Origin of the sequence: Staphylococcus sp. TE8, assembly GCF_000692055.1 — a bacterium.
GTDB classification, from domain to species: Bacteria; Bacillota; Bacilli; order Staphylococcales; family Staphylococcaceae; genus Staphylococcus; species Staphylococcus capitis.
Genome location: NZ_JMGB01000001.1, coordinates 752891 through 779479 on the forward strand (window position 1 = coordinate 752891; position 26589 = coordinate 779479).

A 26589-nucleotide genomic window follows, 5' to 3' on the forward strand; every position below is an offset into this window, starting at 1 on the left:
TTATAATATTATTAATTTTTCTCTCTAAGTAAATCTCTAATTTCAGTTAATAAAACTGTATTTTCTTCAACTTCTTCCTCTTCTTCTTCTTTTTTCATAATAGTGTTAGCTATTTTTACGAAAATGAAAAGGGCAAAAGCAACAATTATAAAATCAATAATAGATTGTATGAAAAGACCATACTTTATTCCCCAGAAAGACCAATCTTTAGCGAAATCTACTGAACCGAAAATTTTGCCAATTAATGGCATAATGATGAATTGAACTAATGATGTAACAATTTTATTAAAAGCCGCACCCATTACTACAGCGATAGCTAAATCTAATACATTTCCTTTAAGGGCAAAGTCTTTAAATTCTTTTAACATATACTTAATTCCTTTCTAATTAAAATATAAAATCAATTATACAACATATAAATATTTTAGCAAATACTATATTTAAGTAAATTTGATTATGAAAAAGACGTTTGTTATGCTAAAGAGGTGCATTAGTAAAATTAAATTTTTTAAGATAAAAAAAGAATTTTTTAATTTTACTACTTTGAAAATTTAATATTCGGATGAAGGGAGTAATTAATTATGAATTCTTCTTCTCAAGAGAAGAGAAACAAGAAGTTTTCATCAGTGTTTATCTATAGTTCAATCATTGTTGCAATTGTAGTAATCATTGGTGCCATTTGGCCTGATAAGTTCGACTACATTACTAACAATGCTAAAATATGGATTACTGATAAACTTGGATGGTATTACTTAATTTTAACTACTATTATTGTTTTCTTCTGTATCTTCCTAATTTTCAGTCCAATTGGGAAACTCAAACTAGGTAAACCTAATGACAAACCAGAATTTAATACTATTTCTTGGTTTGCAATGTTATTTAGTGCAGGTATGGGTATTGGATTAGTGTTCTATGGTGCAGCAGAGCCAATGGCTGACTTTGCCGCTCCACCTACAGCAGATCCTAAAACTACAGAAGCTTATACAGAAGCTCTTAGATCAACATTCTTCCACTGGGGATTTCATGCTTGGGCTATCTATGGTGTAGTAGCATTAGCTCTTGCTTATGCGCAATTCCGTAAAGGTGAGCCAGGTTTAATTTCAAGAACATTAAGACCTATTTTAGGTAATAAAGTTGAGGGACCTATAGGAACTTTAATTGATGTTCTTTCAGTATTTGCTACATTAGTAGGTGTAGCAGTTTCACTAGGTATGGGAGCCTTACAAATTAATGGTGGTTTAAACTATTTATTTAATGTTCCTAACAATACATTTGTACAAGGGATTATTATCGTAATTGTTACAATCTTGTTCATTGCAAGTGCATGGTCAGGTTTAAGTAAAGGTATTCAATATTTAAGTAACTTAAACATTAGCTTAGGTGCTATTTTAATGATTATCACTTTAATCATTGGCCCTACAGTTCTAATTTTAAACATGATGACTAGTTCAACAGGTAGTCTATTAAATACTTTCTTATTTAATAGCTTTGATACAGCAGCGCTTAATGGACAAAAACGAGATTGGATGTCAACTTGGACACTATACTATTGGGGCTGGTGGTTAAGTTGGAGTCCATTCGTAGGTGTATTCATTGCCCGTGTTTCAAAAGGGCGTTCAATTCGTGAATTCATTTCAGGTGTTTTACTTGTACCAGCACTTGTAAGTTTCGTTTGGTTCAGTGTATTTGGTGTGCTTGGTATTGAAACAGGAAAAAAACATCCTGAACTATTCAAAATGTCACCTGAAACACAATTATTCGGTGTATTCAATCACATACCTATGGGTATAGTATTATCAATTATTGCATTATTACTAATCGCATCATTCTTTATTACATCTGCAGACTCAGCAACTTTCGTATTAGGTATGCAAACAACATTTGGTTCACTTAACCCAAGTAGTATGGTTAAAGTGACATGGGGAGTTGCTCAAGCACTTATTGCATTTGTTCTATTATTAGCAGGTGGCGGTGATGGTTCTAAAGCCTTAAACGCTATTCAAAGTGCTGCAATTATTAGTGCCTTCCCATTCTCGTTTGTCGTCATAATGATGATGATTAGTTTCTATAAAGATGCAAACCAAGAACGTAAATTCTTAGGATTAACATTAACTCCTAACAAACATCGTTTACAAGACTATGTGAGATATCAACAAGAAGATTATGAATCAGATATTCTTGAAAAAAGAGAATCTAGAAGAAATAAAGAAAAAGAAGAATAATTCGTAATTAACTTTAAAGCCTATAAGTGTGAATTGACTTTCATACTTATAGGTTTTTTTATTAATAAATTTAAATGGGATTGATAACCATTCTCAATTAATAATATTTACTTATTGCACCATAAGCTAATGATAACTTTTTCTTATATAACCTGATTAAAAATGCGAAATGAAAATAAAGCGTTTTCTAATGGTACACAGTTGTTTTGATAAACATATAATAATACAATTTAATTAACGGCATATAAATATATAGAAATATCAAGGGGGATAACAAATGGCTTCTAATATTAAAGAACAAGCAAAGAAACAATTCCAATTAAATGGCCAATCATACACTTACTATGATCTGAAGACATTAGAAGAACAAGGTTTAACTAAAATTTCTAAATTACCTTACTCAATTCGTGTTTTACTAGAGTCTGTATTACGACAAGAAGATGATTTTGTAATTACTGATGATCACATTAAAGCGTTAAGTGAATTTGGTAAAGATGGTAATGAAGGTGAAGTACCATTCAAACCATCACGAGTTATTTTACAAGACTTCACAGGTGTACCTGCAGTGGTAGACTTAGCATCATTACGTAAAGCAATGAATGATGTAGGCGGAGACATCAATAAAATCAACCCTGAAGTGCCAGTTGATTTAGTCATTGACCACTCAGTTCAAGTAGATAGCTATGCGAATCCTGATGCATTAGAACGAAATATGAAATTAGAATTTGAACGTAACTATGAACGTTACCAATTCTTAAACTGGGCTACTAAAGCTTTTGACAACTATAACGCTGTACCTCCAGCAACTGGTATCGTACACCAAGTTAACTTAGAGTACTTAGCAAATGTTGTACATGTTCGCGACGTTGATGGTGAACAAACTGCTTTCCCAGATACTTTAGTAGGTACTGACTCTCACACTACTATGATTAATGGTATTGGTGTATTAGGCTGGGGTGTAGGTGGTATCGAAGCTGAAGCTGGAATGTTAGGTCAACCATCTTATTTCCCAATTCCAGAAGTTATCGGTGTCCGTTTAACTAACTCATTACCTCAAGGTTCAACAGCAACTGACCTCGCTTTACGTGTAACTGAAGAATTACGTAAAAAAGGTGTTGTTGGTAAATTCGTAGAATTCTTTGGTCCAGGTGTTCAACACTTACCTTTAGCTGACCGTGCTACAATCGCGAATATGGCTCCAGAATATGGTGCAACTTGTGGTTTCTTCCCTGTTGATGAAGAATCACTTAAATACATGAAATTAACTGGACGTAAAGATGATCATATTGCACTTGTAAAAGAATACTTACAACAAAACAATATGTTCTTCGACGTTGAAAAAGAAGATCCAGAATATACTGATGTTATTGACTTAGATTTATCTACAGTTGAAGCTTCATTATCTGGTCCAAAACGTCCTCAAGACTTAATTTTCTTAAGTGATATGAAAACTGAATTTGAAAAATCAGTTACAGCACCAGCTGGTAACCAAGGCCACGGTCTTGATAAGAGCGAATTTGATAAAAAAGCTGAAATTAAGTTTAATGATGGCTCTACATCTACTATGAAAACTGGTGACATTGCTATCGCTGCGATTACATCTTGTACTAACACATCTAACCCTTACGTTATGTTAGGTGCAGGTTTAGTTGCTAAGAAAGCGGTTGAAAAAGGACTTAAAGTTCCTGAGTTTGTTAAAACTTCATTAGCTCCAGGTTCTAAAGTTGTAACAGGTTATTTAAGAGACTCTGGTTTGCAAGAATACTTAGATGACTTAGGATTTAACTTAGTAGGTTATGGTTGTACAACTTGTATCGGTAACTCTGGTCCATTATTACCTGAAATTGAAAAAGCAGTTGCTGATGAAGATTTATTAGTTACTTCAGTTCTATCTGGTAACCGTAACTTTGAAGGTCGTATTCATCCATTAGTTAAAGCTAACTACTTAGCTTCACCACAATTAGTTGTTGCTTATGCATTAGCTGGTACTGTAGATATTGATTTACAAAACGAACCTATCGGAAAAGGTAAAGATGGTGAAGATGTATATCTACAAGATATTTGGCCTTCAATTAAAGAAGTTTCAGATACTGTTGATAGTGTTGTAACACCAGAATTATTCTTAGAAGAATATAAAAATGTTTACAACAATAATGAAATGTGGAATGAAATCGACGTTACTGATGAACCTTTATATGATTTCGATCCAAACTCAACATATATTCAAAACCCAACATTCTTCCAAGGTTTATCTAAAGAGCCTGGAACTATTGAACCACTTAAAGATTTACGCGTAATGGGTAAATTCGGTGATTCAGTAACAACTGACCATATCTCTCCAGCAGGTGCTATTGGTAAAGATACACCAGCAGGTAAATATTTATTAGATCATAATGTTCCAATCCGTGACTTTAACTCTTATGGATCTCGTCGTGGTAACCATGAAGTAATGGTACGTGGTACATTTGCTAATATTCGTATTAAAAACCAATTAGCTCCAGGAACTGAAGGTGGCTTCACTACTTATTGGCCAACTGAAGAAATCATGCCAATTTATGATGCTGCTATGAAATATAAAGAAGATGGCACAGGATTAGCTGTTTTAGCTGGTAATGACTATGGTATGGGATCATCTCGTGACTGGGCAGCAAAAGGTACAAACTTATTAGGAGTTAAAACTGTTATCGCTCAAAGTTATGAACGTATTCACCGCTCTAACTTAGTAATGATGGGTGTACTACCATTACAATTCCAACAAGGTGATTCTGCAGAGTCATTAGGTTTAGATGGTAAAGAAGAAATCTCAGTTGAAATTTCTGAAGATGTTCAACCACATGATTTAGTTAAAGTTAAAGCTAAAAAAGAAAATGGCGAAGTAGTAGAATTTGAAGTAATTGTACGTTTCGACTCATTAGTTGAATTAGATTACTATCGTCATGGTGGTATCTTACAAATGGTATTAAGAAATAAATTAGCTCAATAATCATTTAATGCTAACTAGCGTTAAAGTTAAATTAAGTTAAACAATTGCCGTGCTAACATTTGTGTTGGCACGGCTTCTTTGTGTTATCCTTAAGTTAAAAACAGAAATGATGAGTTGAAAGAAGGACTAAAGTTTATGATTTATAGTTTGACAGAAATAGAAGCAAGATATCAGGAAACAGATAAAATGGGAGTTATATATCATGGGAATTATGCCACATGGTTTGAAGTCGCGCGTACTGATTACATAAGAAAACTTGGTTTTAGTTATGCTGATATGGAGAAGACAGGTATTATATCACCAGTTACTGATTTAAATATTAAATATAAGAAGTCAATTTTTTATCCTGAAAAAGTAACTATCAAAACTTGGGTTGAGAAATACTCAAGATTACGTTCGTTATATTGTTATGAGGTTTATAACGAAAAAGGGGAATTAGCCACAACTGGTTCAACAGAATTAATATGTATGAAAGCTGATAACTTTCGACCTATACGTTTAGATCGTTACTTCCCTGATTGGCATGCTACTTATAGCAGAGTTGCTGAACTGAATAAAGAAGGAAAAGAAGCTGAAGTAACAGACGGCATTAACAACCTATAAATGACTTAAAATAACCCGCTTCTGACTCAGTCAAAAGCGGGTTATTTTATTTTTTAGTATATGAGATTTCATCTTCATGATCGACGACATCTACTAGTATTACATCATCTTTGAAGTACCATAAATCCTTTTCCGCTACGACAATATTTAAACCATCATAGCTTTGTTCAAAGCCTATTTCTACATCATCTCTTCTATCTACACTGAAAGCGGGGCTAAAGCCTTGTTTAAGTTGAAATTCGCCACCATATCTTACATAAAATTGAAGTACTTTATTTTCTTCAGGTAAATCAAGTTCATCCTTGAACCATTCAACTGCCTCTTTAGTTAGCTCGATATCCATTTTTATACCTCCAATTTTAATTAGCATTTAAAGTTTATTGCTATGTTAAAGGTATACGCATTATAGCACAATTAATATAACCGCTACATTTATACTGATTCACTTTAATCAGAGTTGATAAATTGATTATAAAAAAACACTAGAAGTCATTAACTTCTAGCGTAAAAATTAATTTTAAGTTACATCCATTTAATTTTAGGCTCTTCACCTTTGAAAATTCTAACAATGTTAGTTCTATGACGAATGATTAGTATGATTGATACTAGTGCACTCATTCCCAATAATATATAGTCATGAATAATGACCGAGCCTATGACGCAACAAATTGCAGCAATTATACTTGATAAAGAAACATATTTAAATATCTTTAATATTCCAAAGAATATAATTGCTAAAACGAGTAGTAGTAAAGGATTTACACCTAATACGACACCTGCACTTGTAGCAACTGCCTTCCCACCATTAAATTTAAGATAAATAGGATATACATGTCCCAAAATTGCAAATAATCCTACTATCAATCCATTCGTAAAGAATGTACTGATTATGCCATCAGCATAAACAGGGAACCATAGCGGGAAAAAGACCGTTATAAATCCTTTGAAGATATCTAAAAATGTAACTACGAAACCAGCTGGCCTCCCTAAAACACGAAAGCTATTTGTTGCTCCAGTATTGCCACTGCCATACTGTCTAATATCTTTTTTAAAAAATAATTTACCAATGACTAATCCACTTGGAAATGCGCCAATAAGATAACTTAAAACTAACATGACGACAATCATCATAAAAACTTACACATCCTTTAGTGACTTAGCTTCATTCTACCATATTCATATTCGATTAGAACATTCATAATTCAAATTATTGGAATAAAGCAATCAAAACAATTTGATTGTATAAATGATACTTGCAATTTAAGTCAATTTATATAAGAATAACTATTGTATAGTTTTAAAAACGAACGTACGTTTGTAGGAGGGCGAAATCATTGGCAGTGAATAAACAAAATACTTATTCAGATGATTCTATTCAGGTACTTGAAGGCCTTGAAGCTGTTAGAAAAAGACCTGGGATGTACATAGGGTCAACTGATAAACGCGGATTACATCATCTCGTATATGAAGTTGTCGATAACTCCGTCGATGAAGTTTTAAACGGTTATGGTGATGAAATCACTGTAACAATTAATCAAGATGACAGTATTTCAATTGAAGATAACGGTCGAGGTATGCCAACGGGTATCCATGCGTCTGGTAAACCAACTGTTGAAGTGATTTTCACAGTATTACATGCCGGTGGGAAATTTGGCCAAGGTGGTTATAAAACTTCTGGAGGGCTTCATGGTGTTGGTGCATCTGTAGTTAATGCATTAAGTGAATGGTTAGAAGTTGAGATACATAGAGATGGTAATATTTACACTCAAAGTTTTAAAGACGGTGGTATACCAGCAACAGGACTTAATAAAAAAGGGAAAACTAAAAAGACAGGTACTAAAGTTACATTTAAACCTGACCCTGAAATTTTTAAGGCCACAACGTCCTTTAACTTTGATGTTTTAAGTGAACGCTTACAAGAATCGGCTTTCTTATTGAAGAATTTAAAAATTACGCTTAATGATTTGCGTAGTGGTAAAGAGCGTGAAGAAGTTTACCATTATGAAGAAGGTATTAAAGAATTTGTAAGCTATGTTAACGAAGGTAAGGAAGTACTTCATGATGTTACTACATTTTCAGGGTTAGCGAATAGTATCGAAGTTGAAGTGGCTTTCCAATATAATGATCAATATTCTGAAAGTATTTTAAGTTTTGTAAATAACGTTCGTACTAAAGATGGCGGTACACACGAAGTAGGTTTTAAAACTGCTATGACTCGTGTGTTTAACGATTATGCGCGTAGAATTAATGAATTAAAAGATAAAGACAAAAATTTAGATGGTAATGATATTAGAGAAGGACTCACTGCAATTATTTCTGTTCGTATCCCAGAGGAGTTACTTCAATTTGAAGGGCAAACTAAATCTAAACTAGGTACTTCTGAAGCGAGAAGTGCTGTTGATTCAGTAGTTTCTGAAAAGTTGCCTTTCTATTTAGAAGAAAAAGGCCAATTATCTAAATCTTTAGTTAAAAAAGCAATTAAAGCTCAACAAGCTCGTGAAGCAGCACGCAAAGCTCGTGAAGATGCGCGCTCTGGTAAAAAGAATAAACGTAAAGATACTTTGTTATCAGGTAAATTAACTCCTGCACAAAGTAAAAATACAGATAAAAATGAACTATATCTTGTGGAGGGTGACTCAGCAGGTGGATCTGCCAAACTAGGTCGTGATCGTAAATTCCAAGCAATCTTACCACTTCGAGGTAAAGTTATTAATACTGAAAAAGCACGTCTAGAAGATATCTTTAAAAATGAAGAAATCAACACAATTATTCATACTATTGGAGCAGGTGTTGGTAACGACTTCAAAATAGAAGATAGTAACTATAATCGTGTGATTATAATGACCGATGCCGATACTGATGGTGCGCACATTCAAGTATTATTATTAACGTTCTTCTTTAAATATATGAAACCATTAGTACAAGCTGGTCGTGTCTTTATCGCTTTACCTCCCCTCTATAAATTAGAAAAAGGCAAAGGTAAAACTAAGAAAGTTGAATATGCATGGACAGATGATGAATTAGAAAAATTACAAAAGCAACTTGGTAAAGGATTTACGTTACAACGTTATAAAGGTTTAGGTGAAATGAATCCTGAGCAATTATGGGAGACAACGATGAATCCTGAGACTCGTACATTAATTCGTGTTCAAGTTGAAGATGAAGTACGTTCTTCTAAACGTGTAACTACACTAATGGGTGATAAAGTTGCACCACGTCGTGAATGGATCGAAAGCCATGTTGAATTTGGTATGCAAGAAGATCAAAGCATTTTAGATAATAAAGAAGTTCAAGTTCTTGAAAACGAAGAATATATTGAGGAGGAAACGAATTGAGTGAGATAATTCAAGACCTATCCCTTGAAGATGTTATCGGTGACCGCTTCGGACGTTATAGTAAGTACATCATTCAAGAACGTGCATTACCAGATGTACGTGACGGATTAAAACCAGTACAACGAAGAATTTTATTCGCTATGTATTCAAGCGGTAATACATTTGAAAAGAATTTCCGTAAAAGTGCTAAAACAGTCGGTGACGTTATTGGACAATATCATCCTCATGGTGATTCTTCCGTATATGATGCTATGGTGCGTCTAAGTCAAGATTGGAAACTTCGACACGTACTTATCGAGATGCACGGTAATAATGGTAGTATTGATAATGATCCACCAGCTGCTATGCGTTATACAGAGGCTAAGTTAAGTCAATTGTCTGAAGAGTTATTAAGAGATATAAATAAGGAAACAGTAGCCTTCATACCAAACTATGATGACACTACTTTAGAGCCAATGGTTTTACCGTCAAGATTCCCTAATCTTTTAGTAAATGGTTCTACAGGTATATCTTCAGGATATGCGACTGATATTCCACCACATAACTTAGCAGAAGTTATTCAAGCTACTTTAAAATACATCGATAACCCTGATATTACTGTAAATCAGTTAATGAAACATATTAAAGGACCTGATTTTCCTACTGGGGGAATTATTCAAGGTATCGATGGTATAAAGAAAGCTTACGAAACTGGTAAAGGTAAAATAGTCGTACGTTCAAGAGTGGATGAAGAAGAATTAAGAAGTGGTCGTAAGCAACTTATCATTACAGAAATTCCATATGAAGTGAATAAAAGTAGTTTAGTTAAACGTATTGATGAATTACGAGCTGACAAAAAAGTTGATGGCATCGTGGAAGTACGTGATGAGACAGATAGAACTGGTTTGCGTATCGCAATTGAACTAAAGAAAGATGTTAATAGTGAATCAATTAAGAATTATTTATACAAAAATTCTGATCTTCAAATTTCTTATAATTTTAACATGGTTGCTATTAGCGATGGTCGACCTAAATTAATGGGATTACGTGAAATTATTGAAAGCTATTTAAACCACCAAATTGAAGTCGTAACTAATAGAACACGTTATGATTTAGATCATGCGGAAAAACGTATGCATATTGTTGAAGGTTTAATGAAAGCACTATCTATCTTAGATGAAGTCATAACTTTAATCCGTAATTCAAAAAATAAAAAAGATGCAAAAGATAACTTAGTTGCTGAATTTGATTTCACTGAAGCACAAGCTGAAGCTATTGTAATGTTACAACTGTATAGATTAACAAATACTGATATTGTAGCATTAGAAGAAGAACACGCTGAATTAGAAGCTTTAATTAAAAAATTAAGAAATATTTTAGATGATCATGATGCACTATTAAGTGTGATTAAAGACGAACTTAATGAAATTAAGAAAAAATTTAAAGTGGATCGTTTATCAACAATTGAAGCTGAAATTTCTGAAATAAAAATTGATAAAGAAGTCATGGTTCCTAGTGAGGAAGTGATTTTAAGTGTTTCACATCATGGCTATATCAAACGCACATCTACGCGTAGTTTCAATGCTAGCGGTGTTACTGAAATTGGCTTAAAAGATGGAGATCGTTTATTAAAATATCAAGAAGTGAATACTCAAGATACTGTCTTAGTGTTTACTAATAAAGGGCGCTACCTGTTTATTCCAGTACATAAGTTAGCAGATATACGTTGGAAGGAACTCGGTCAACACGTTTCACAGATTGTTCCTATAGATGAGGATGAACAAGTGGTTGATGTTTATAATGAAAAAGACTTTAACTCTGATGCATTCTATGTCATGGCAACTAAAAACGGTATGATTAAGAAAAGTAGTGTTAGTCAATTTAAAACTACAAGATTCAATAAGCCACTTGTAGGTATGAAAGTAAAAGACCATGATGAAATTGTCAACGTGATACGATTAGAATCTGATCAATTAGTAACAGTACTTACACATAAAGGTATGTCGCTTACTTACTCAACTAGTGAGTTATCTGATACAGGTTTAAGAGCTGCAGGAGTTAAATCAATTAACCTTAAAGATGAAGATTATGTTGTAATGACAGAGAGCGTTTCTGACTCAGATTCTATCTTAATGATAACGCAACGTGGTGCTATTAAACGTATTAGTTATAAAGTTTTACAAGTCGCTAAACGTGCACAACGTGGTATTACCTTATTGAAAGAACTTAAGAAAAACCCACATCGTATTGTTGATGCTGCAGTGGTTAAAGAAGGACAAGAAACTTATACGGTTTTCTCTAACAATCACGAAGAATCTGGTAATATTAATGAAGTGCATCTCTCAGAACAATACACAAATGGTTCATTTATTATAGATGTCGATGATTTTGGTCAAGTAGTAAGCATGACCTTAGAGTAAATTAAGTATATGCAACCATAGCATTAAATGATAAAATAAAGTTTAATAATATTAACTAAAGTAAGCACAAGGGATTTATGTCTATTTAAAAGAATCAAAACGGGACTTAATGATTTAAATTAGTATATTTATTAAGTTTTTAGATTCTAAATGGGAACATAAATCTCTTGATGCGTTAAAGAGAATAAATTTATTAAGATGAGAGGGATTCAATTTGCAAGATTTCGATAATTTGATTCCTGGCTGGTTTAAATCTTTTGTTCAGGTCGGGAATGATTTGATTTGGTCGCAATATCTAATTGGACTTTTATTAACTGCAGGCTTTTTCTTTACTATAAGTTCTAAATTTGTTCAATTAAGAATGTTACCTGAAATGTTTAGAGCGCTCACTGAGAAACCTGAAACGCTAAGTAGTGGTAAAAAAGGTATTTCGCCTTTCCAAGCATTTGCTATTAGTGCTGGATCTCGTGTAGGTACTGGTAATATTGCCGGAGTAGCTACAGCTATTGTATTAGGTGGACCTGGTGCAGTATTTTGGATGTGGATTATAGCTTTTATTGGTGCGGCTAGTGCATTTATGGAAGCAACATTAGCTCAAGTATATAAAGTGCATGATAAAGAAGGTGGTTTCCGTGGGGGACCAGCATACTATATTACTAAGGGTCTCAACCAGAAATGGTTAGGTATCGTATTCGCAACATTAATCACCATCACATTTGCATTTGTATTTAATACTGTTCAATCTAATACAATTGCAGAGTCATTAAACACACAATATCATGTTAGCCCAGTTATAACTGGTATTATATTAGCTGTAATTACTGCAATTATTATTTTTGGTGGCGTAAGAAGCATCGCAACATTATCCTCACTTATAGTACCTATTATGGCAATCATTTACATAGGAATGGTTTTAGTTATCTTGTTATTAAATATAGATCAAATAGTTCCAATGATTGGTACTATCATTAAAAGTGCTTTCGGTTTACAACAAGTGACTGGTGGTGCTGTTGGTGCAGCGATACTTCAAGGTATTAAACGTGGATTATTCTCAAATGAAGCAGGAATGGGTTCAGCACCTAATGCTGCAGCCACTGCTGCTGTCCCACACCCTGTTAAACAAGGTTTAATACAGTCACTAGGAGTATTCTTTGATACTATGTTAGTTTGTACAGCAACAGCTATCATGATTCTTCTATACTCTGGATTAAAATTTGGTGAAAGTGCACCTCAAGGTGTAGCTGTAACTCAATCAGCTTTAAATGAACATTTAGGTTCAGCAGGTGGTATTTTCTTAACAGTGGCTATAACTTTATTTGCTTTTTCATCAGTTGTAGGTAACTATTATTACGGACAATCAAATATTGAGTTCTTATCTAAAAACAAAGCCATTTTGTTTGTATTTAGATGTTTAGTAGTTGTGTTAGTATTCATTGGAGCAGTTGCAAAAACTGAAACAGTTTGGAGTACTGCTGACTTATTTATGGGCCTAATGGCCATAGTTAATATTATATCTATTATAGGATTGTCCAATATCGCTTTTGCTGTAATGAAAGATTATCAACAGCAACGTAAAGAAGGTAAGAAACCTGTATTTAAACCTGAAAATCTAGAAATTAATTTATTTGGTATTGAATCTTGGGGATCTCAAGCTAAAATACCACGTAATGATAAATAATTTAGTTAGAGTAACGACTTGACGCATAATTGCCTCTCAAGTCGTCTTTTTTTAAATTACATGATTTATATTCTTTAGTATGAATGTAAATATCAACACTTTAGTAACTCGCTTTTCATTTTTAAAAAATAGAATTATAATCTTACTAATGATAAGAGAAAGGTGATTATAATGGGGAATTACGAAATAACGAAAACACTAAATAACAACGTCCTCATATGTAAAAGTAATAATCATGAAGTTGTGTTAATTGGCAAGGGTATTGGTTTTAATAAAAAAGTGGGAATGATGCTTGATGAGAATGCTTCAATTGAGAAAGTATATAAATTAGAACAGCAACAGCAGAAAGAACATTATAAAACGTTGGTCGAGATGGGGGAAGACCATGTTGTCCAAGCTGTTATCGAATCGGTCAATATGATTTCTGAGACCTCGATTCGAACTGATGATAAAAGCTTAGTTGTTGCTCTTACAGATCACATTATCTTTGCATATAAAAGACTTAAGCAGAATCAAGTTATTTCTAACCCATTTGCAATAGAGACGCAACATCTATACAGTGATGCATATCAAATTGCTAAGCGTGTCATTGATAAATTGAATCAGACGTTAGATGTTCGATTCCCTGAAGATGAAATTGGTTTTATAGCTTTACATATTGCTTCTAATTCTGAAGATTTATCAATACATGATATATCAGTTATCAATAAATTAATTAATAAAAGTATGACGATTATTGAAACAGATCTTAATCATGAAATTGATAAAACAACAACGCAATACCAACGTTTTATCAGACATATACAGTTTTTAATATATAGATTAACTAAAGGGGAAAATGTGGATGCGCAAGACAATTTTATTTTAATGGTTAAAAATCTTTATCCACAATGTTTTAATACGGCTTATAAAATTTTAAAAATGATACAACGTCAGTTTGATGTGATTATCAATGAGTCCGAAATTGTATATCTTGCGATACATATACACCATTTTGAAGCTCAAATTAAAATCGAATAATATGTAACGTTTATTATTCGATTGTGTTTGGGTAAAAATGATTAACTTTATTCATTTTGTGTTATCATAAATATTGTATTTTTAAATATTTTGTTTATGAGTCTAAATTATTTTAAATCATAATTTTATTTGATTTATAAATGTGAGGTATGGTGATCTTGATGTCAAACGAAAATAAATCTAGTGAAAAGAAAAAACATATATTTAGTTTTTCTGAAACAAGATTTATGAGATTTTTAGGTGGCAATGATCTTATATATGGTTTAGTTGCACTTGTTTTATTAGGTATTGTAATCTTTATTTTCGATAAAGTTTCCTATGTATTTGAACCATTTATTATTATATTTAATACAATTGCTGCACCTATTATTGTTTCATTAATCTTATTCTATCTATTTAATCCATTAGTTAACTTAATGGAGCGTTATCGAATTCCTAGACTGTTAGGTATTACAATTATTTATGTAGCAGTTGTGGGAATCATTACATTAATTGTTAATTTACTTATTCCTATCATTGGTTCACAAATTGAAGGATTAATTAAAAACTCTCCGCATTATTTAAATAAAATTACTCAATCAATTGAGAAGATAACTACTAACTCTTTCTTATCTAGTTATATGAGTCAAGTTAATGACTGGTTAGAATCAGCTCAGAAAAAAATTCCTTCAATGTTATCAGAGTACTTTGATGGATTTGGGCCTAAGCTTGCATCTTTCGCTGAAGCCGTTTCAAATGTTGGTGTTGTCATAGTAACGACGCCATTCATATTATTCTTTATGCTAAAAGATGGTCATCGTTTTAAAGATTATACAACAAAAATTATGCCACCTAAATTTAGAAAGGATTTTCATGATTTACTTGAAAAAATGAGTGTTCAAGTAGGTTCTTACATTCAAGGTCAAATCATCGTTTCTTTCTGTATAGGTGTATTACTATTAATTGGATATTCAATTATCGGTCTTAAATATCCTTTAGTATTAGCGAGTATTGCAGCAGTCACAAGTGTTGTTCCATACTTAGGACCAACGATTGCAATTTCACCAGCTATTGTAATTGCGATTATCACATCACCTTGGATGTTACTTAAATTAGTTATCGTTTGGACACTTGTTCAGTTCTTTGAAGGGCACTTTATTTCTCCAAACGTTATGGGTAAAACACTCAAAATACATCCATTAACAATTATCTTCATTTTGCTATGTGCTGGTAATTTAATGAATGTCGTGGGTGTAATTATTGGTATTCCATTATATGCGGTACTTAAAGTACTAGTATCTCATATATTCTTACTATTTAAACGAAGATATAATCGTTACTATGGTGAAGATGCTGGAGATTATAGTATTAAACAAGAAGAAGAAATTACAGATTAATATTTATAGAATCCCCTTGAATAGGGGATTTTTTATGAATAATTTTGTTTTAAGTTAATATTCAATAAATAGCTCTCATTTATGCTTACATTTTCCATAAATGAGAGCTAAAATTATGTGTCTAAGCCAGAGAAATAATTTTAGCATTACAATAATGTTAGGTACTTATCTATCAATATATATTCTATAAAACCTTTCTTTATGATATATTTTTGTCATGTAATAGATTTAAATTAGAATTGAAGTGAAAAAATGACGCAAGAAGTGAAAAGTAAATTATTATCTATTTTGAAATTTATCTTTGCCACAGCGTTATTTATTTTTGTCATTTTCACATTGTATCGTGAATTAGCTCATATTAATTTTAAAGACACTTTGATGCAATTTGGCAAAATAAATAGATTGTGGCTTGTTTTATTATTTGCAGGTGGGGGAGCATCGCTCATTCTTTTGTCACTATATGACATTATTTTAGTGAAATCGTTAAAGCTTAACATGTCAGTGACTAAAGTATTAAGAGTTAGTTATATTATCAATGCTCTCAATGCTATCGTAGGTTTTGGTGGCTTTATCGGTGCAGGAGTCAGAGCCTTCGTTTATAAAAACTATACAGATGATATTAAGAAACTCGTACATTATATTTCGATTATCTTGATTTCAATGCTCACTGGACTTAGTCTCTTGTCCATATTAGTTGTTCTACACGTTTTTAACGCTTCTCATATGATGGATAAAATTACATGGGTACGCTGGATTTTATATGTTGTAGCACTATTTTTACCTGTATTTATCATTTATACTATCGCTAAACCAGCGGATAAATCTAATCGTTATATGGGTGTGTATTGTACACTTGTATCTTGTATCGAGTGGATGGCAGCAGCTACTGTTCTTTACTTTGCTGCACTTATCGTAGGTATTCATGTATCATTTATGACATTTATCGGCATCTTCGTGATCGCGGCGTTATCAGGATTAGTTAGTTTTATTCCTGGTGGTTTTGGTGCCTTCGATTTAGTTGTTTTACTAGGACTTAAATCTTTAGATGTTTCAGAAGAAAAAATATTATTAGCATTACTTCTATATCGATTTGCATATTACTTTGTTCCAGTCATTATTGCACTTATACTATCTACATTTGAGTTTGGAACAACTGCTAAAAAATATCTTGAAGGTTCGAAATATTATGTTCCTGCTAAGGACTTTACGTCATTCTTGATGTCCTATCAAAAAGACATTTTAGCTAAAATACCTTCATTTTCACTCGCAATATTAATATTTTTAACTAGCATCATTTTCTTCATTAATAATTTAACGATTGTTTATGATGGACTATATGATGGAAATCACTTTGCTTATTATTTAACTTTATCTATCCATACGAGTGCTTGTTTATTATTAATTTTGAATGTGAGAGGTATTTTTAAACAGAGTCGTCGTGCGATTATTTATGCGATGATTTCTATTATTTTAATTGCGGGAGCTACAATTTATACTTACGCATCTTTCTTATTGTTAACTTGGCTTGTAGTCATGTTTATTTTATTAGTTTTAGCTTATCGTCGTGCTCAAGTGCTTAAGCGTCCGTTCCGTTTTAGAAAATTAGTTCTCATGCTTATACTCAGCGTGATTGTTTTATATCTAAATCATATTTTAATTGCGGAAACATTATACGCATTAGATATTTATCACATTGAAGTAGATACTTCATTATTAAGATATTACTTCTGGGTTACTATTTTAATTGTGATTATTCTGGTTGGTCTCATTGCGTGGTTATTTGATTACAAATTTGACCGTCCTCATCAAATTACAGATTTATCAATATGTGAAGCTATTATTCATGAATATGGTGGTAATTACTTGAGCCATCTTGTTTATAGTGGTGATAAAGATTGTTTTATCCATGAAAATGAAAAATCATTCCTCATGTATCGTTATAAATCTAATGCCTTAGTTGTATTAGGAGATCCTATAGGCGATGCAAATACGTTTGAATCATTGTTAGAATCATTCTATCAATATGCAGAATATAGAGGATACGACATTATTTTCTATCAAGTTAGTGATAATTATATGCCTTTATATCATCATTTCGGGAATCAATTTTTCAAACTAGGTGAGGAAGCTATTATTGATTTAACATCATTCACTACTTCAGGTAAAAAGCGTCGAGGCTTTAGAGCTACACTCAATAAATTTAATGATTTAAATATTTCTTTTGAAATTATTGAACCACCATTTTCACAAGATTTCTTTAACGAACTCAAATATGTTAGTGATAGATGGTTAGATGGTAGAAATGAAATGCACTTCTCTGTAGGTCAATTTACACAACCATATCTTTCTAAAGCGCCTATAGGTGTAATGAGAGATGAACATGGTAAGATGATTGCATTCTGTAGTTTAATGCCTACGCACTTTAATGATGCAATTTCTGTCGATTTAATTCGATGGTTACCAGAGCTCGATCTACCTTTAATGGATGGACTGTATTTACACATGTTGTTATGGGGTCAGGAAAAAGAATATAAAGCCTTTAACATGGGAATGGCCACCCTCTCTAATGTTGGTACTTTACATTACTCTTATTTAAGAGAACGTTTAGCAGGGCGAGTCTTTGAACATTTTAATGGATTATATCGTTTCCAAGGTTTAAGACGTTATAAAGAAAAGTATAGTCCTAACTGGGAACCAAGATTTTTAGTTTATCGTAAAGATAGCTCTCTATGGGAAAGTATGTTGAAAGTGATGAGAGTCATTCGACATAAATAAAAATAATAGCGATAGTACTGAATTGCAACATTCAGCACTATCGCTATTTTTTGTCCATTATTTATAATAATTCGCTCTATCTTGTTGTTCTTTAGCGTAACGTTCGGGATTCTTTTTATAGAAATCTTGATGGTATTCTTCAGCTTCAAAGAAAGTTGAAGCGGGTAAGACTTTTGTAGCTATTGCTTTGTCTGCATTTAAAGTATCTTGAAGTGCTTCGATATATGATTCGGCAGATTTCTTTTGATCTTCATTAGAGTAAAAAATGGCTGTTTGATATTGGGAACCTCTATCTTGAAATTGTCCATCTTCATCTAGTGGGTCGATTACTGAAAAAAATATTTCCAATAGTTTATGATATGAAAAAAGTGCTACATCATATTCAATTTTTACTGTTTCATAATGACCAGTGTTACCACTTTTAACATCTTCATACGTTGGATTCTCTGTATGTCCACCCATGTAACCAGAAGTTACTTTTTCGATACCGTCAAATGTATCAAAAGGTTTGGTCATACACCAAAAACAACCACCGGCAAAGTATGCCGTATTAATATTCATTCATGACATCCTTTCATTGGACCTTAGTACCATTTATTAAAAAACTCTTGCAATTTGAATACTTTTTATATAACGTTAATACATATTAATTATAGTATATAGATATGTAATTTTGAAGATATAAGGTAGGTAAATATGACAGAACAGAAGGAACATAGAGAAACAGAGTATCGACGTCACACTGGCACAACATCGACACCTTCTAGGCGACGAAATAAAAAAAGACTACGCAAATTACCTTTTATCATTTTAATCATTCTCATCATTCTTATTTCAATAATTGTCTATATCACTCATCAATATAATAGTGGTATGAAGTATGCGAAAGAGCATGCTAAAGATGTAAAGATGCATCAATTTAATGGAGCCGTTAAAAATGATGGCAAAATATCTGTATTAGTACTTGGAGCAGATAAAGCTCAAAGCGGTAAATCTCGTACAGACTCAATTATGGTTGTACAATACGACTATATTAATAAAAAAATGAAAATGATGTCTGTAATGAGAGATATTTACGCAGATATCCCTGGTTATGATAAATACAAAATTAATGCAGCTTATTCACTTGGTGGACCTGAGTTACTAAGAAAGACACTTAATAAAAATTTAGGTATCAATCCTGAATATTATGCGGTAGTAGATTTCACTGGATTTGAGAAAATGGTTGATGAACTTGAACCTAATGGTGTACCTATAGACGTAGAGAAGGACATGTCTGAAAATATAGGTGTTTCATTGAAAAAAGGTCATCATAGATTAAATGGTAAAGAGCTATTAGGTTATGCGAGATTCCGTCACGATGCTGAAGGAGATTTCGGGCGTGTTCGCCGTCAACAACAAGTTATGCAAACTTTAAAACAAGAGTTAGTAAATTTTAATACCGTTGCAAAACTTCCGAAAGTTGCAGGTATTTTAAGAGGATACGTTAATACTGATATGCCTAATTCAGCTATTTTCCAAACTGGATTAAGCTTTGGTATTCGTGGTGATAAAGATGTTAAATCACTAACTGTACCTGTTAAAAACACGTATCAAGATATTAATACTAATAATGATGGTAGTGCGCTTCAAATTGATAAAGAAAAAAATAAAAAAGCAATTCAAGACTTTTTCGATGATTAAAACTAAGATGATTAGAAAAAATAAGTGATAAAATAATTGAATCCCTGAGATGATAGCTTCTATGGTAAATAGCTTTCATTTCAGGGATTTTGCGTTTTATTGATCTGATTTTCTTACTCCACCAACGGCGTAATGGCTCTTTTTCATTTCTTCGATTACGACGTGGATGGCCTCTTTGTTTGCTCCAGTAGTTTTTTCTACTGCATTTGTAACCTCATTCACTAAATCTTTTAATTGATCATCTGTACGTCCTTCTAATAACTTTACATTTACGATTGGCATATCATGCATCCTCCTTAATTAATTAGAAATGTCTTCTTTAGTATATCACGAAATTAACGATAGAGATTCAAATTAAATAGAACATTCGTTCTTGTTTGTATTGAATAAGAACACGTGTTCGTATATAATAGATTTCGTAAGGGAGGCATAGTTATGTATGACTATAATCTATTAGAGGATAGAGATGTATTATGCATTGATCAGAAGAGCTTTTTTGCGAGTGTGTCATGTATGGAGAAGGGCTTGGATCCTTTAGAAACCAAGTTAGCAGTAGTAGCTGATACGAAAAGGCAGGGGTCAGTAGTGTTGGCTGCTACACCGAAATTGAAAGAAATAGGTATAAAAACGGGATCTAGACTTTTTGAAATACCACATCGAAATGATATTTATATCATTAACCCAAGTATGAGAAAGTATTTAAATGTTTCTGTTGCTATTTCAAAAATTGCACTACGTTATGTACCACCTGAAGACTTACATCAATATAGTATTGATGAATTTTTTATGGATGTCACAGATAGTTATCATAGGTTTAGTTCTACAGTTTATGCGTTTTGCGAACGATTAAAAAAAGAGATACTGGAAGAGACAGGTATCCATTGCACTGTTGGTATAGGTTCTAATATGTTATTAAGCAAAATAGCAATGGATATAGAAGCAAAGCATACCGAAGATGGAATTGCAGAATGGCGTTATCAAGATGTACCTGATAAGTTATGGCCTATTCAACCGTTAAGAGATTTCTGGGGTATTAATAAACGTACTGAAGCGAAATTAAATAAGAGAGGGATATTTACAATTGGCGATTTAGCACAATATCCTTATCGCTATTTAAAGAGAGATTTTGGTATTTTAGGTGTAGATATGCATTTACATGCTAACGGTATTGATCAAAGTAAAGTAAGAGAAAAATACAAAGTAACAAATCCTTCAATATGTAAAAGTCAAATTTTGATGAGAGATTATCGATTTGAGGAATCAAAAGTAGTCATGCAAGAACTCATTGAAGATGTAGCAAGTAGATTAAGAGCACAGAAAAAATTAGCGCGTACGATACATTTTTCATTTGGTTATGCTGATGATGGAGGTGTACACAAGCAGTATACTTTAGAAGATCCTACAAATTTAGAAAGAGATATTTTTAAAGTGATTAATTATTTTGCGAATCGATTATGTGATAAAAATGCTTTGTATAGGACGCTAAGTGTATCTTTAACACAGTTTGTAGATGAACAAGATCGACAGTTAAATTTATTTATTGATGAGTATGAGCGTAAACGAGATGAAAAACTAGCTAAAACAATTGACCATTTACACCTAAAATATGGTAGAGGTATCGTTTCTAAAGCGACATCTTATACTGAAGCAGGGACTAAGCATGGTCGATTAGGACTTATGGCTGGCCACAAAATGTAGGTGATTAACGTTAAAAATTTAGAAATAATCCCCTAAAGCGATGATTGATATGTTATTCATCACACTTTAGGGGACTTATATTATTCAATATAGGTATCGAAATTTTTTAAAGCTTTGATACCACGTTCTCGATCTTCAGGATTTTTAAAGCTTATTTGCAATGCGCCATAGATATCTTCGCGGACTTCTAAAATTTTAAGGTTGCTTATAGAAATATTATGTAAACTTAAGATATGTGTAACTTTGCTTATCATACCCGGTTTATCCGGAATGTCTACATATAGATCATACGCCACAGATAGGGCACCTCGTTGTTTAGCGGGTAGACGATCACGATAATTTTTAGCTTTAGCAAAGAACTCGTAAATGTTTTCATCATTGTTAGAATTTATCATCTTTTCAAATGCTGTAATTTGATTTTTTAGTTCGTTTAACAAAGACAAAATATGCGTTTGGTTATTTAAAGTGATATCTTTCCACATTTGAGCATTACTACTGGCAATTCGTGTAATATCTCTAAAACCTCCAGCAGCTAATTTTTCTACTAATTCATGTTGATCTACATGATTGGCACTTAAGTGTACTAAGCTAGATGCGATAATATGAGGGACATGACTAACTACACCAGTTACAAAATCATGTTCATTAGCATTCGTTGTAATAAACTTAGCTAAAGTATGCTTGAATAAATTTTGTAAATATTGAGCTGCTTCTTGATTTTCTTTTTCATTAAATACAAGAATGTAGTAGGCGTTTTCAAATAAATGCTTTTTAGAGTTTAATACTCCAGATTTATGACTTCCTGCCATAGGATGACCACCGACTAAATGAATATTGTTATCTAGTAGTTGTTGTTCAAAAGTTTGAATAGTAGATTTAGTGCTTCCGGTATCGGTCACTATCAAATGAGGCTTGGTTTTATAATTGGGAAGTTCTGATAAATACTTAATTGTTTGTTCTACAGGCGTTGCATAAACAATGACATCAGCTTTTTCAACTGCGGTTTTGTAATCAGTTATTTTTTTATCAATAATACCAATGGACAATGCTTTATCTAACTGTGTTTCATTAGCGTCATAAGCCATAATTTGTACGTCGGAATTATAATATTTTAAATTACTAGCTAAACTACCACCAATAAGACCAAGGCCAACAAATAATATGTGTTGCATAAACAATCACCTTATTTCAAAATTTTCAGAATAGTATTATTGTAAATGAGAGAAGAAAAGTAAGCAATACTCTAAAATAGTAATCTATAATTGTTAGAGTATGAAGGTGGTTTAGTTTAAAATAAAAAGTGATTTAAGAAAAAAGGGGGATAATATGAGCGGAATTTTAGAAACTATAAAAACATTAACTGAAATCAATAGCCCATCTGGTAATGCTGACGAAGCGATTAATTATGTCAAAAACTATGTTGAAGATCTAGGTTATCATACAAAAGTTACTAATAAAGGCGGACTCCTTATTACTGTTGATGGTACAAATGAAAATAAACAGCGGTGTATAACAGCACATGTTGATACATTAGGGGCAATGGTTAAAGAGATTAAAGAAAATGGCAGATTAGCTTTAGACTTAATAGGTGGATTTCACTTCAATGCTATAGAAGGTGAGTATTGTGAAATTCAAACCCAAAACGGTCAAACATTTTCAGGAACAATTTGTCTACATGAAACGAGCGTACATGTTTACAAAGATAACCACAATATTCCAAGAGATAAAGAGCATATGGAAGTAAGAATTGATGAAATAACTCATAATGCTCAAGAAACAAAAGATTTAGGCATAGAAGTGGGTGATTTCATATCATTTGATCCTAGAACAGTTATCACTCAATCAGGATTTATTAAGTCTAGACATCTAGATGATAAAGCGAGTGTCGGAATGATTCTAGAACTTTTGAAAAAGCTCAAAAACGAAGGTACAAAATTACCGCATACAACACAATTTTATATTTCTAACAACGAAGAAATAGGGTATGGTGCAAATTCAAGCATTTCAGAAGATATTGTCGAATTTATAGCTTTAGATATGGGAGCGCTAGGGGATGGTCAATCTTCTAATGAATATACTGTTTCAATTTGCGCAAAAGATGGATCTGGTCCATACCATAAAGCACTAAAAAATCATCTAATTAACCTTTGTAAAATTAATGACATACCATACAAAGTAGATATTTATCCATATTATAGTTCAGATGCTTCAGCAGCTCTAAAAGCAGGATCTGATATTCGTCATGGTTTATTCGGAGCAGGTATTGAATCCTCACATGCAATGGAGAGAACACACTTAGATTCGATTAATGCCACTCAAGAATTACTTTATGCTTATTGTTTGTCGCCCATCAATGAATAAAAATACAAGTTTATATTGACAAAGTTAACATTAATATGTATGATACTGAATAATTAGAAAAATCAGATAATTTGAATGAATAAGTAGTTACTGCATGTTGTAGCACTAAGAAAGCTAATGGTTGATGTAAATTAGCACAATGCAGTAAACGAATTGGGCTTTCAAATTACAATTAAATAATTTAAAAGTGAACAAATAAAATTGTTAACTAAGGTGGCACCACGGTAACGCGTCCTTATTGCGAGATAAGCGTTATTGTGGTGTTTTTTTAAGCAAAATGTAGTATTTAAAGAATAGGTAGCAACAGAAAGTTAGTGGTTGATGTAAACTAACACCTACTTTGAAGAAATTGGGTTTTGTGAAATAAAAAATAAATACAAAGAGTGAGTTTTGAATATTACGAATATTCGGCTAATTAAGGTGGTACCACGCGTCAGCGCCCTTATTCATAAGGAGGCTGATTTTTTAATGGAAAGGAGAAGAAATATGGATGTAGTTTATAGAAAGTTAAATGCGCTAATGACGCCAGAAGCTTTAGCACAATTAGGAGAAGCAAAAATTATATTTGAAAGTACAAATCAAGATAAATTAAAAGGAAGATACTCCATCGTTGTCTTAGAAGACTATGGTTCAGTTACTCTTGATAATAATCAATTAATTATTAATACAAGAGAAAAAATAAAAGTGGTGAATGAACATCCGTATGATTATTTAAAAAGTTTAGTCAATCAGTACTACGCGAATATTGCAGATGATCAATTGAAGCATTTACCTTTTATTTCAGGTTTTATAGGGACATGTAGTTTTGATCTTGTAAGGCATGAGTTTCCTAAACTTCAAGAAATTGAATTAGATGATCATCGGGATCATGACGTTAAATTTTATCTGGTAGAAGATACTTATGTTTTTGATCACTATAAAGATGAGTTGTATGTGATTTCAACAAATTTATTCTCAAATACTTCTAAATCTCAGTTGGAAGCAAAAGTTAAACAAAGAATTGATGATTTAAAAAACATCAATTTAGCTCATGAAAGAATAAAGTTGAAACAACCTGAACAACAAATTGAGACAAATATAGGAGAACAAGAATTTTTAAAAATAATAACAGAATTAAAAAAGAAAATCGCAGAAGGGGATATGTTCCAAGTTGTGCCTTCAAGAATTTATTATTACAAGCATAACTTTGTAACTCATTTGCATCAATTAAGTTTTCAACTTTATCAAAAATTAAAGAGACAAAATCCTAGTCCATATATGTATTATATGAATAAAGATATTCCTATAGTCGTAGGCAGTTCACCTGAAAGTTTCGTTAGAGTTAAAGATGGATTGGTTTATACCAATCCAATAGCTGGAACTACTAAACGAGGTGCTAATAAAGATGAAGATAAGAAAAATAGTCACGCTTTACTTAAGGACGAAAAAGAGATAAGTGAACATAGTATGCTTGTAGATTTAGGTAGAAATGATATTCATAGAATTAGTAAAGTAGGAACTTCTAAAATCACGAAGTTAATGGAAATTGAGAAATATGAACATGTCATGCACATAGTGAGTGAAGTCGTAGGTGAATTAAAGGAGAATTTATCTCCAATGAGTGTCATTGCAAGTTTATTACCCACAGGTACAGTATCGGGGGCACCAAAATTAAGGGCCATTCAAAGGATTTATGAAGCTTATCCGTTTAAACGAGGGATTTATAGTGGGGGAGTTGGCTACATCAATTGTAATCATAATTTAGATTTTGCGCTTGCTATACGTACTATGCTCATAGACGACAAACAAGTAAACATTGAAGCAGGTTGTGGTGTAGTTTATGATTCCATACCTGAGAAAGAACTCGAAGAAACTAAACTGAAAGCAAAGAGTTTACTGGAGGTGACTCCATGATTTTAATTATAGATAACTATGATTCTTTTACTTATAATCTCGTAGATATAGTATCAAAACAAGCAGATGTGATTGTTAAATATCCTGATGACAGTGAAATTTATGAACTCAAAAATATTTCAGCAGTTATTATTTCTCCAGGTCCAGGGCATCCATTAGATAATAATTTTTTGATTGAATTAATTGAATATTTCGAAAACAAACCGATACTAGGTGTCTGCCTAGGATCACAAGCATTGACTTGTTATTACGGTGGAGAAGTTATTCAAGGACTAAGAATTATGCATGGTAAAGTGGATGATTTAGAAATAGTGAAATCAACACCTTTGTACCAAGGTTTACCTTATCATTTTAAAATAATGCGATATCACTCATTAATAAGTAATCCTAAAACATTTCCATCCGCTTTAGAAATTACTGGTCAAACGATAGATTGCATACAGTCATTTCAACATAAATACAAAAAACATTATGGAATCCAATATCATCCTGAATCCTTTGCAACAGAACATGGAGAAAAAATAATTAACAACTTTGTAAGACTAGCAATGAAAGGTAGTTAA

Annotated in this window: 20 protein-coding genes; 14 read left to right on the plus strand and 6 right to left on the minus strand. The window is 32.3% G+C overall.

The features are described 5' to 3' along the window. Nucleotides 1–11: 11 nt before the first annotated feature. Nucleotides 12–368 (minus strand): large conductance mechanosensitive channel protein MscL, encoded by a 357-nt coding sequence (gene mscL, locus CM54_RS03640; protein WP_002433596.1) that lies wholly within the window; start codon nt 366–368, stop codon nt 12–14. A gap of 213 nt (nt 369–581) precedes the next feature. Between mscL and CM54_RS03645 the strand changes: the two genes are divergently transcribed. The 3 genes from CM54_RS03645 to menI all read left to right on the plus strand — a co-directional run bounded on the left by CM54_RS03645 (nt 582) and on the right by menI (nt 5808). Beyond that, nucleotides 582–2222 carry a BCCT family transporter gene (locus CM54_RS03645; protein WP_037548952.1) on the plus strand — a complete coding sequence of 547 codons (1641 nt, stop codon included), beginning with the start codon at nt 582–584 and terminating at the stop codon, nt 2220–2222. A gap of 277 nt (nt 2223–2499) precedes the next feature. Beyond that, nucleotides 2500–5205 carry an aconitate hydratase AcnA gene (gene acnA, locus CM54_RS03650; protein ID WP_023350325.1) on the plus strand — a complete coding sequence of 902 codons (2706 nt, stop codon included), beginning with the start codon at nt 2500–2502 and terminating at the stop codon, nt 5203–5205. A 135-nt stretch (nt 5206–5340) separates the two neighbouring features. Then, nucleotides 5341–5808 carry a 1,4-dihydroxy-2-naphthoyl-CoA hydrolase MenI gene (gene menI / locus CM54_RS03655; protein ID WP_002433572.1) on the plus strand — a complete coding sequence of 156 codons (468 nt, stop codon included), beginning with the start codon at nt 5341–5343 and terminating at the stop codon, nt 5806–5808. A 46-nt stretch (nt 5809–5854) separates the two neighbouring features. On the opposite strand, the gene CM54_RS03660 is transcribed toward menI, so the two are convergent. Together CM54_RS03660 and plsY are read right to left on the minus strand one after the other, a co-directional pair. Continuing rightward, a complete protein-coding gene (locus CM54_RS03660; protein ID WP_002433639.1) occupies nt 5855–6151 on the minus strand; it encodes a HesB/YadR/YfhF family protein in 297 nt (98 codons plus the stop codon). Between the two features lie 179 nt (nt 6152–6330). Continuing rightward, entirely contained in the window at nt 6331–6939 is a 609-nt protein-coding gene (plsY, locus tag CM54_RS03665; protein WP_037548955.1) for a glycerol-3-phosphate 1-O-acyltransferase PlsY, read from the minus strand. A gap of 209 nt (nt 6940–7148) precedes the next feature. On the opposite strand from plsY, the gene parE reads away from it, so the two are divergent. The 6 genes from parE to mprF all read left to right on the plus strand — a co-directional run bounded on the left by parE (nt 7149) and on the right by mprF (nt 18391). Next, nucleotides 7149–9143, plus strand: a complete 1995-nt coding sequence (gene parE / locus CM54_RS03670; protein ID WP_197018899.1) for a DNA topoisomerase IV subunit B — start codon at nt 7149–7151, stop codon at nt 9141–9143. Then, on the plus strand, nt 9140–11542 hold the full coding sequence (gene parC, locus CM54_RS03675; protein WP_037548961.1) for a DNA topoisomerase IV subunit A: 2403 nt from the start codon (nt 9140–9142) through the stop codon (nt 11540–11542). The genes parE and parC overlap by 4 nt, the downstream gene beginning before the upstream one ends. Nucleotides 11543–11756: 214 nt before the next feature. Continuing rightward, complete coding sequence (locus CM54_RS03680) at nt 11757–13220, plus strand: alanine/glycine:cation symporter family protein (RefSeq protein ID WP_023350321.1); 1464 nt, start codon at nt 11757–11759, stop codon at nt 13218–13220. Nucleotides 13221–13391: 171 nt separating this feature from the next. Next, complete coding sequence (gene glcT, locus CM54_RS03685) at nt 13392–14240, plus strand: glucose PTS transporter transcription antiterminator GlcT (RefSeq protein ID WP_037548963.1); 849 nt, start codon at nt 13392–13394, stop codon at nt 14238–14240. Between the two features lie 161 nt (nt 14241–14401). Further along, a complete protein-coding gene (locus tag CM54_RS03690) occupies nt 14402–15616 on the plus strand; it encodes an AI-2E family transporter (RefSeq protein WP_002433701.1) in 1215 nt (404 codons plus the stop codon). Nucleotides 15617–15868: 252 nt separating this feature from the next. Next, entirely contained in the window at nt 15869–18391 is a 2523-nt protein-coding gene (gene mprF / locus CM54_RS03695) for a bifunctional lysylphosphatidylglycerol flippase/synthetase MprF (protein WP_023350319.1), read from the plus strand. A 57-nt stretch (nt 18392–18448) separates the two neighbouring features. Here mprF and msrA read toward each other — a convergent pair whose 3' ends face one another. Beyond that, complete coding sequence (gene msrA, locus CM54_RS03700) at nt 18449–18952, minus strand: peptide-methionine (S)-S-oxide reductase MsrA (RefSeq protein ID WP_023350318.1); 504 nt, start codon at nt 18950–18952, stop codon at nt 18449–18451. A gap of 135 nt (nt 18953–19087) precedes the next feature. Here msrA and CM54_RS03705 point away from each other — a divergent pair, with 135 nt between their 5' ends. Continuing rightward, nucleotides 19088–20074 carry an LCP family protein gene (locus tag CM54_RS03705; RefSeq protein ID WP_002433608.1) on the plus strand — a complete coding sequence of 329 codons (987 nt, stop codon included), beginning with the start codon at nt 19088–19090 and terminating at the stop codon, nt 20072–20074. Nucleotides 20075–20170: 96 nt separating this feature from the next. On the opposite strand, the gene CM54_RS03710 is transcribed toward CM54_RS03705, so the two are convergent. Next, entirely contained in the window at nt 20171–20356 is a 186-nt protein-coding gene (locus CM54_RS03710; protein ID WP_002433883.1) for a 2-hydroxymuconate tautomerase, read from the minus strand. 153 nt (nt 20357–20509) lie between these two features. Here CM54_RS03710 and CM54_RS03715 point away from each other — a divergent pair, with 153 nt between their 5' ends. Then, nucleotides 20510–21772 carry a Y-family DNA polymerase gene (locus CM54_RS03715; RefSeq protein WP_030062726.1) on the plus strand — a complete coding sequence of 421 codons (1263 nt, stop codon included), beginning with the start codon at nt 20510–20512 and terminating at the stop codon, nt 21770–21772. Between the two features lie 80 nt (nt 21773–21852). Here the strand turns inward: CM54_RS03715 and CM54_RS03720 are convergent, their stop codons facing one another. Continuing rightward, nucleotides 21853–22944 carry a prephenate dehydrogenase gene (locus CM54_RS03720; RefSeq protein ID WP_037548968.1) on the minus strand — a complete coding sequence of 364 codons (1092 nt, stop codon included), beginning with the start codon at nt 22942–22944 and terminating at the stop codon, nt 21853–21855. Nucleotides 22945–23098: 154 nt separating this feature from the next. On the opposite strand from CM54_RS03720, the gene CM54_RS03725 reads away from it, so the two are divergent. The 3 genes from CM54_RS03725 to CM54_RS03735 all read left to right on the plus strand — a co-directional run bounded on the left by CM54_RS03725 (nt 23099) and on the right by CM54_RS03735 (nt 26589). Further along, nucleotides 23099–24133, plus strand: a complete 1035-nt coding sequence (locus CM54_RS03725) for a M42 family metallopeptidase (protein WP_023350313.1) — start codon at nt 23099–23101, stop codon at nt 24131–24133. Nucleotides 24134–24619: 486 nt separating this feature from the next. Next, nucleotides 24620–26026, plus strand: a complete 1407-nt coding sequence (locus CM54_RS03730) for an anthranilate synthase component I (protein WP_037548970.1) — start codon at nt 24620–24622, stop codon at nt 26024–26026. Further along, the gene (locus tag CM54_RS03735; protein ID WP_037548973.1) at nt 26023–26589 is read left to right on the plus strand and encodes an anthranilate synthase component II; all 567 of its coding nucleotides are present in this window, start codon (nt 26023–26025) and stop codon (nt 26587–26589) included. Before CM54_RS03730 ends, CM54_RS03735 begins: the two co-directional genes overlap by 4 nt.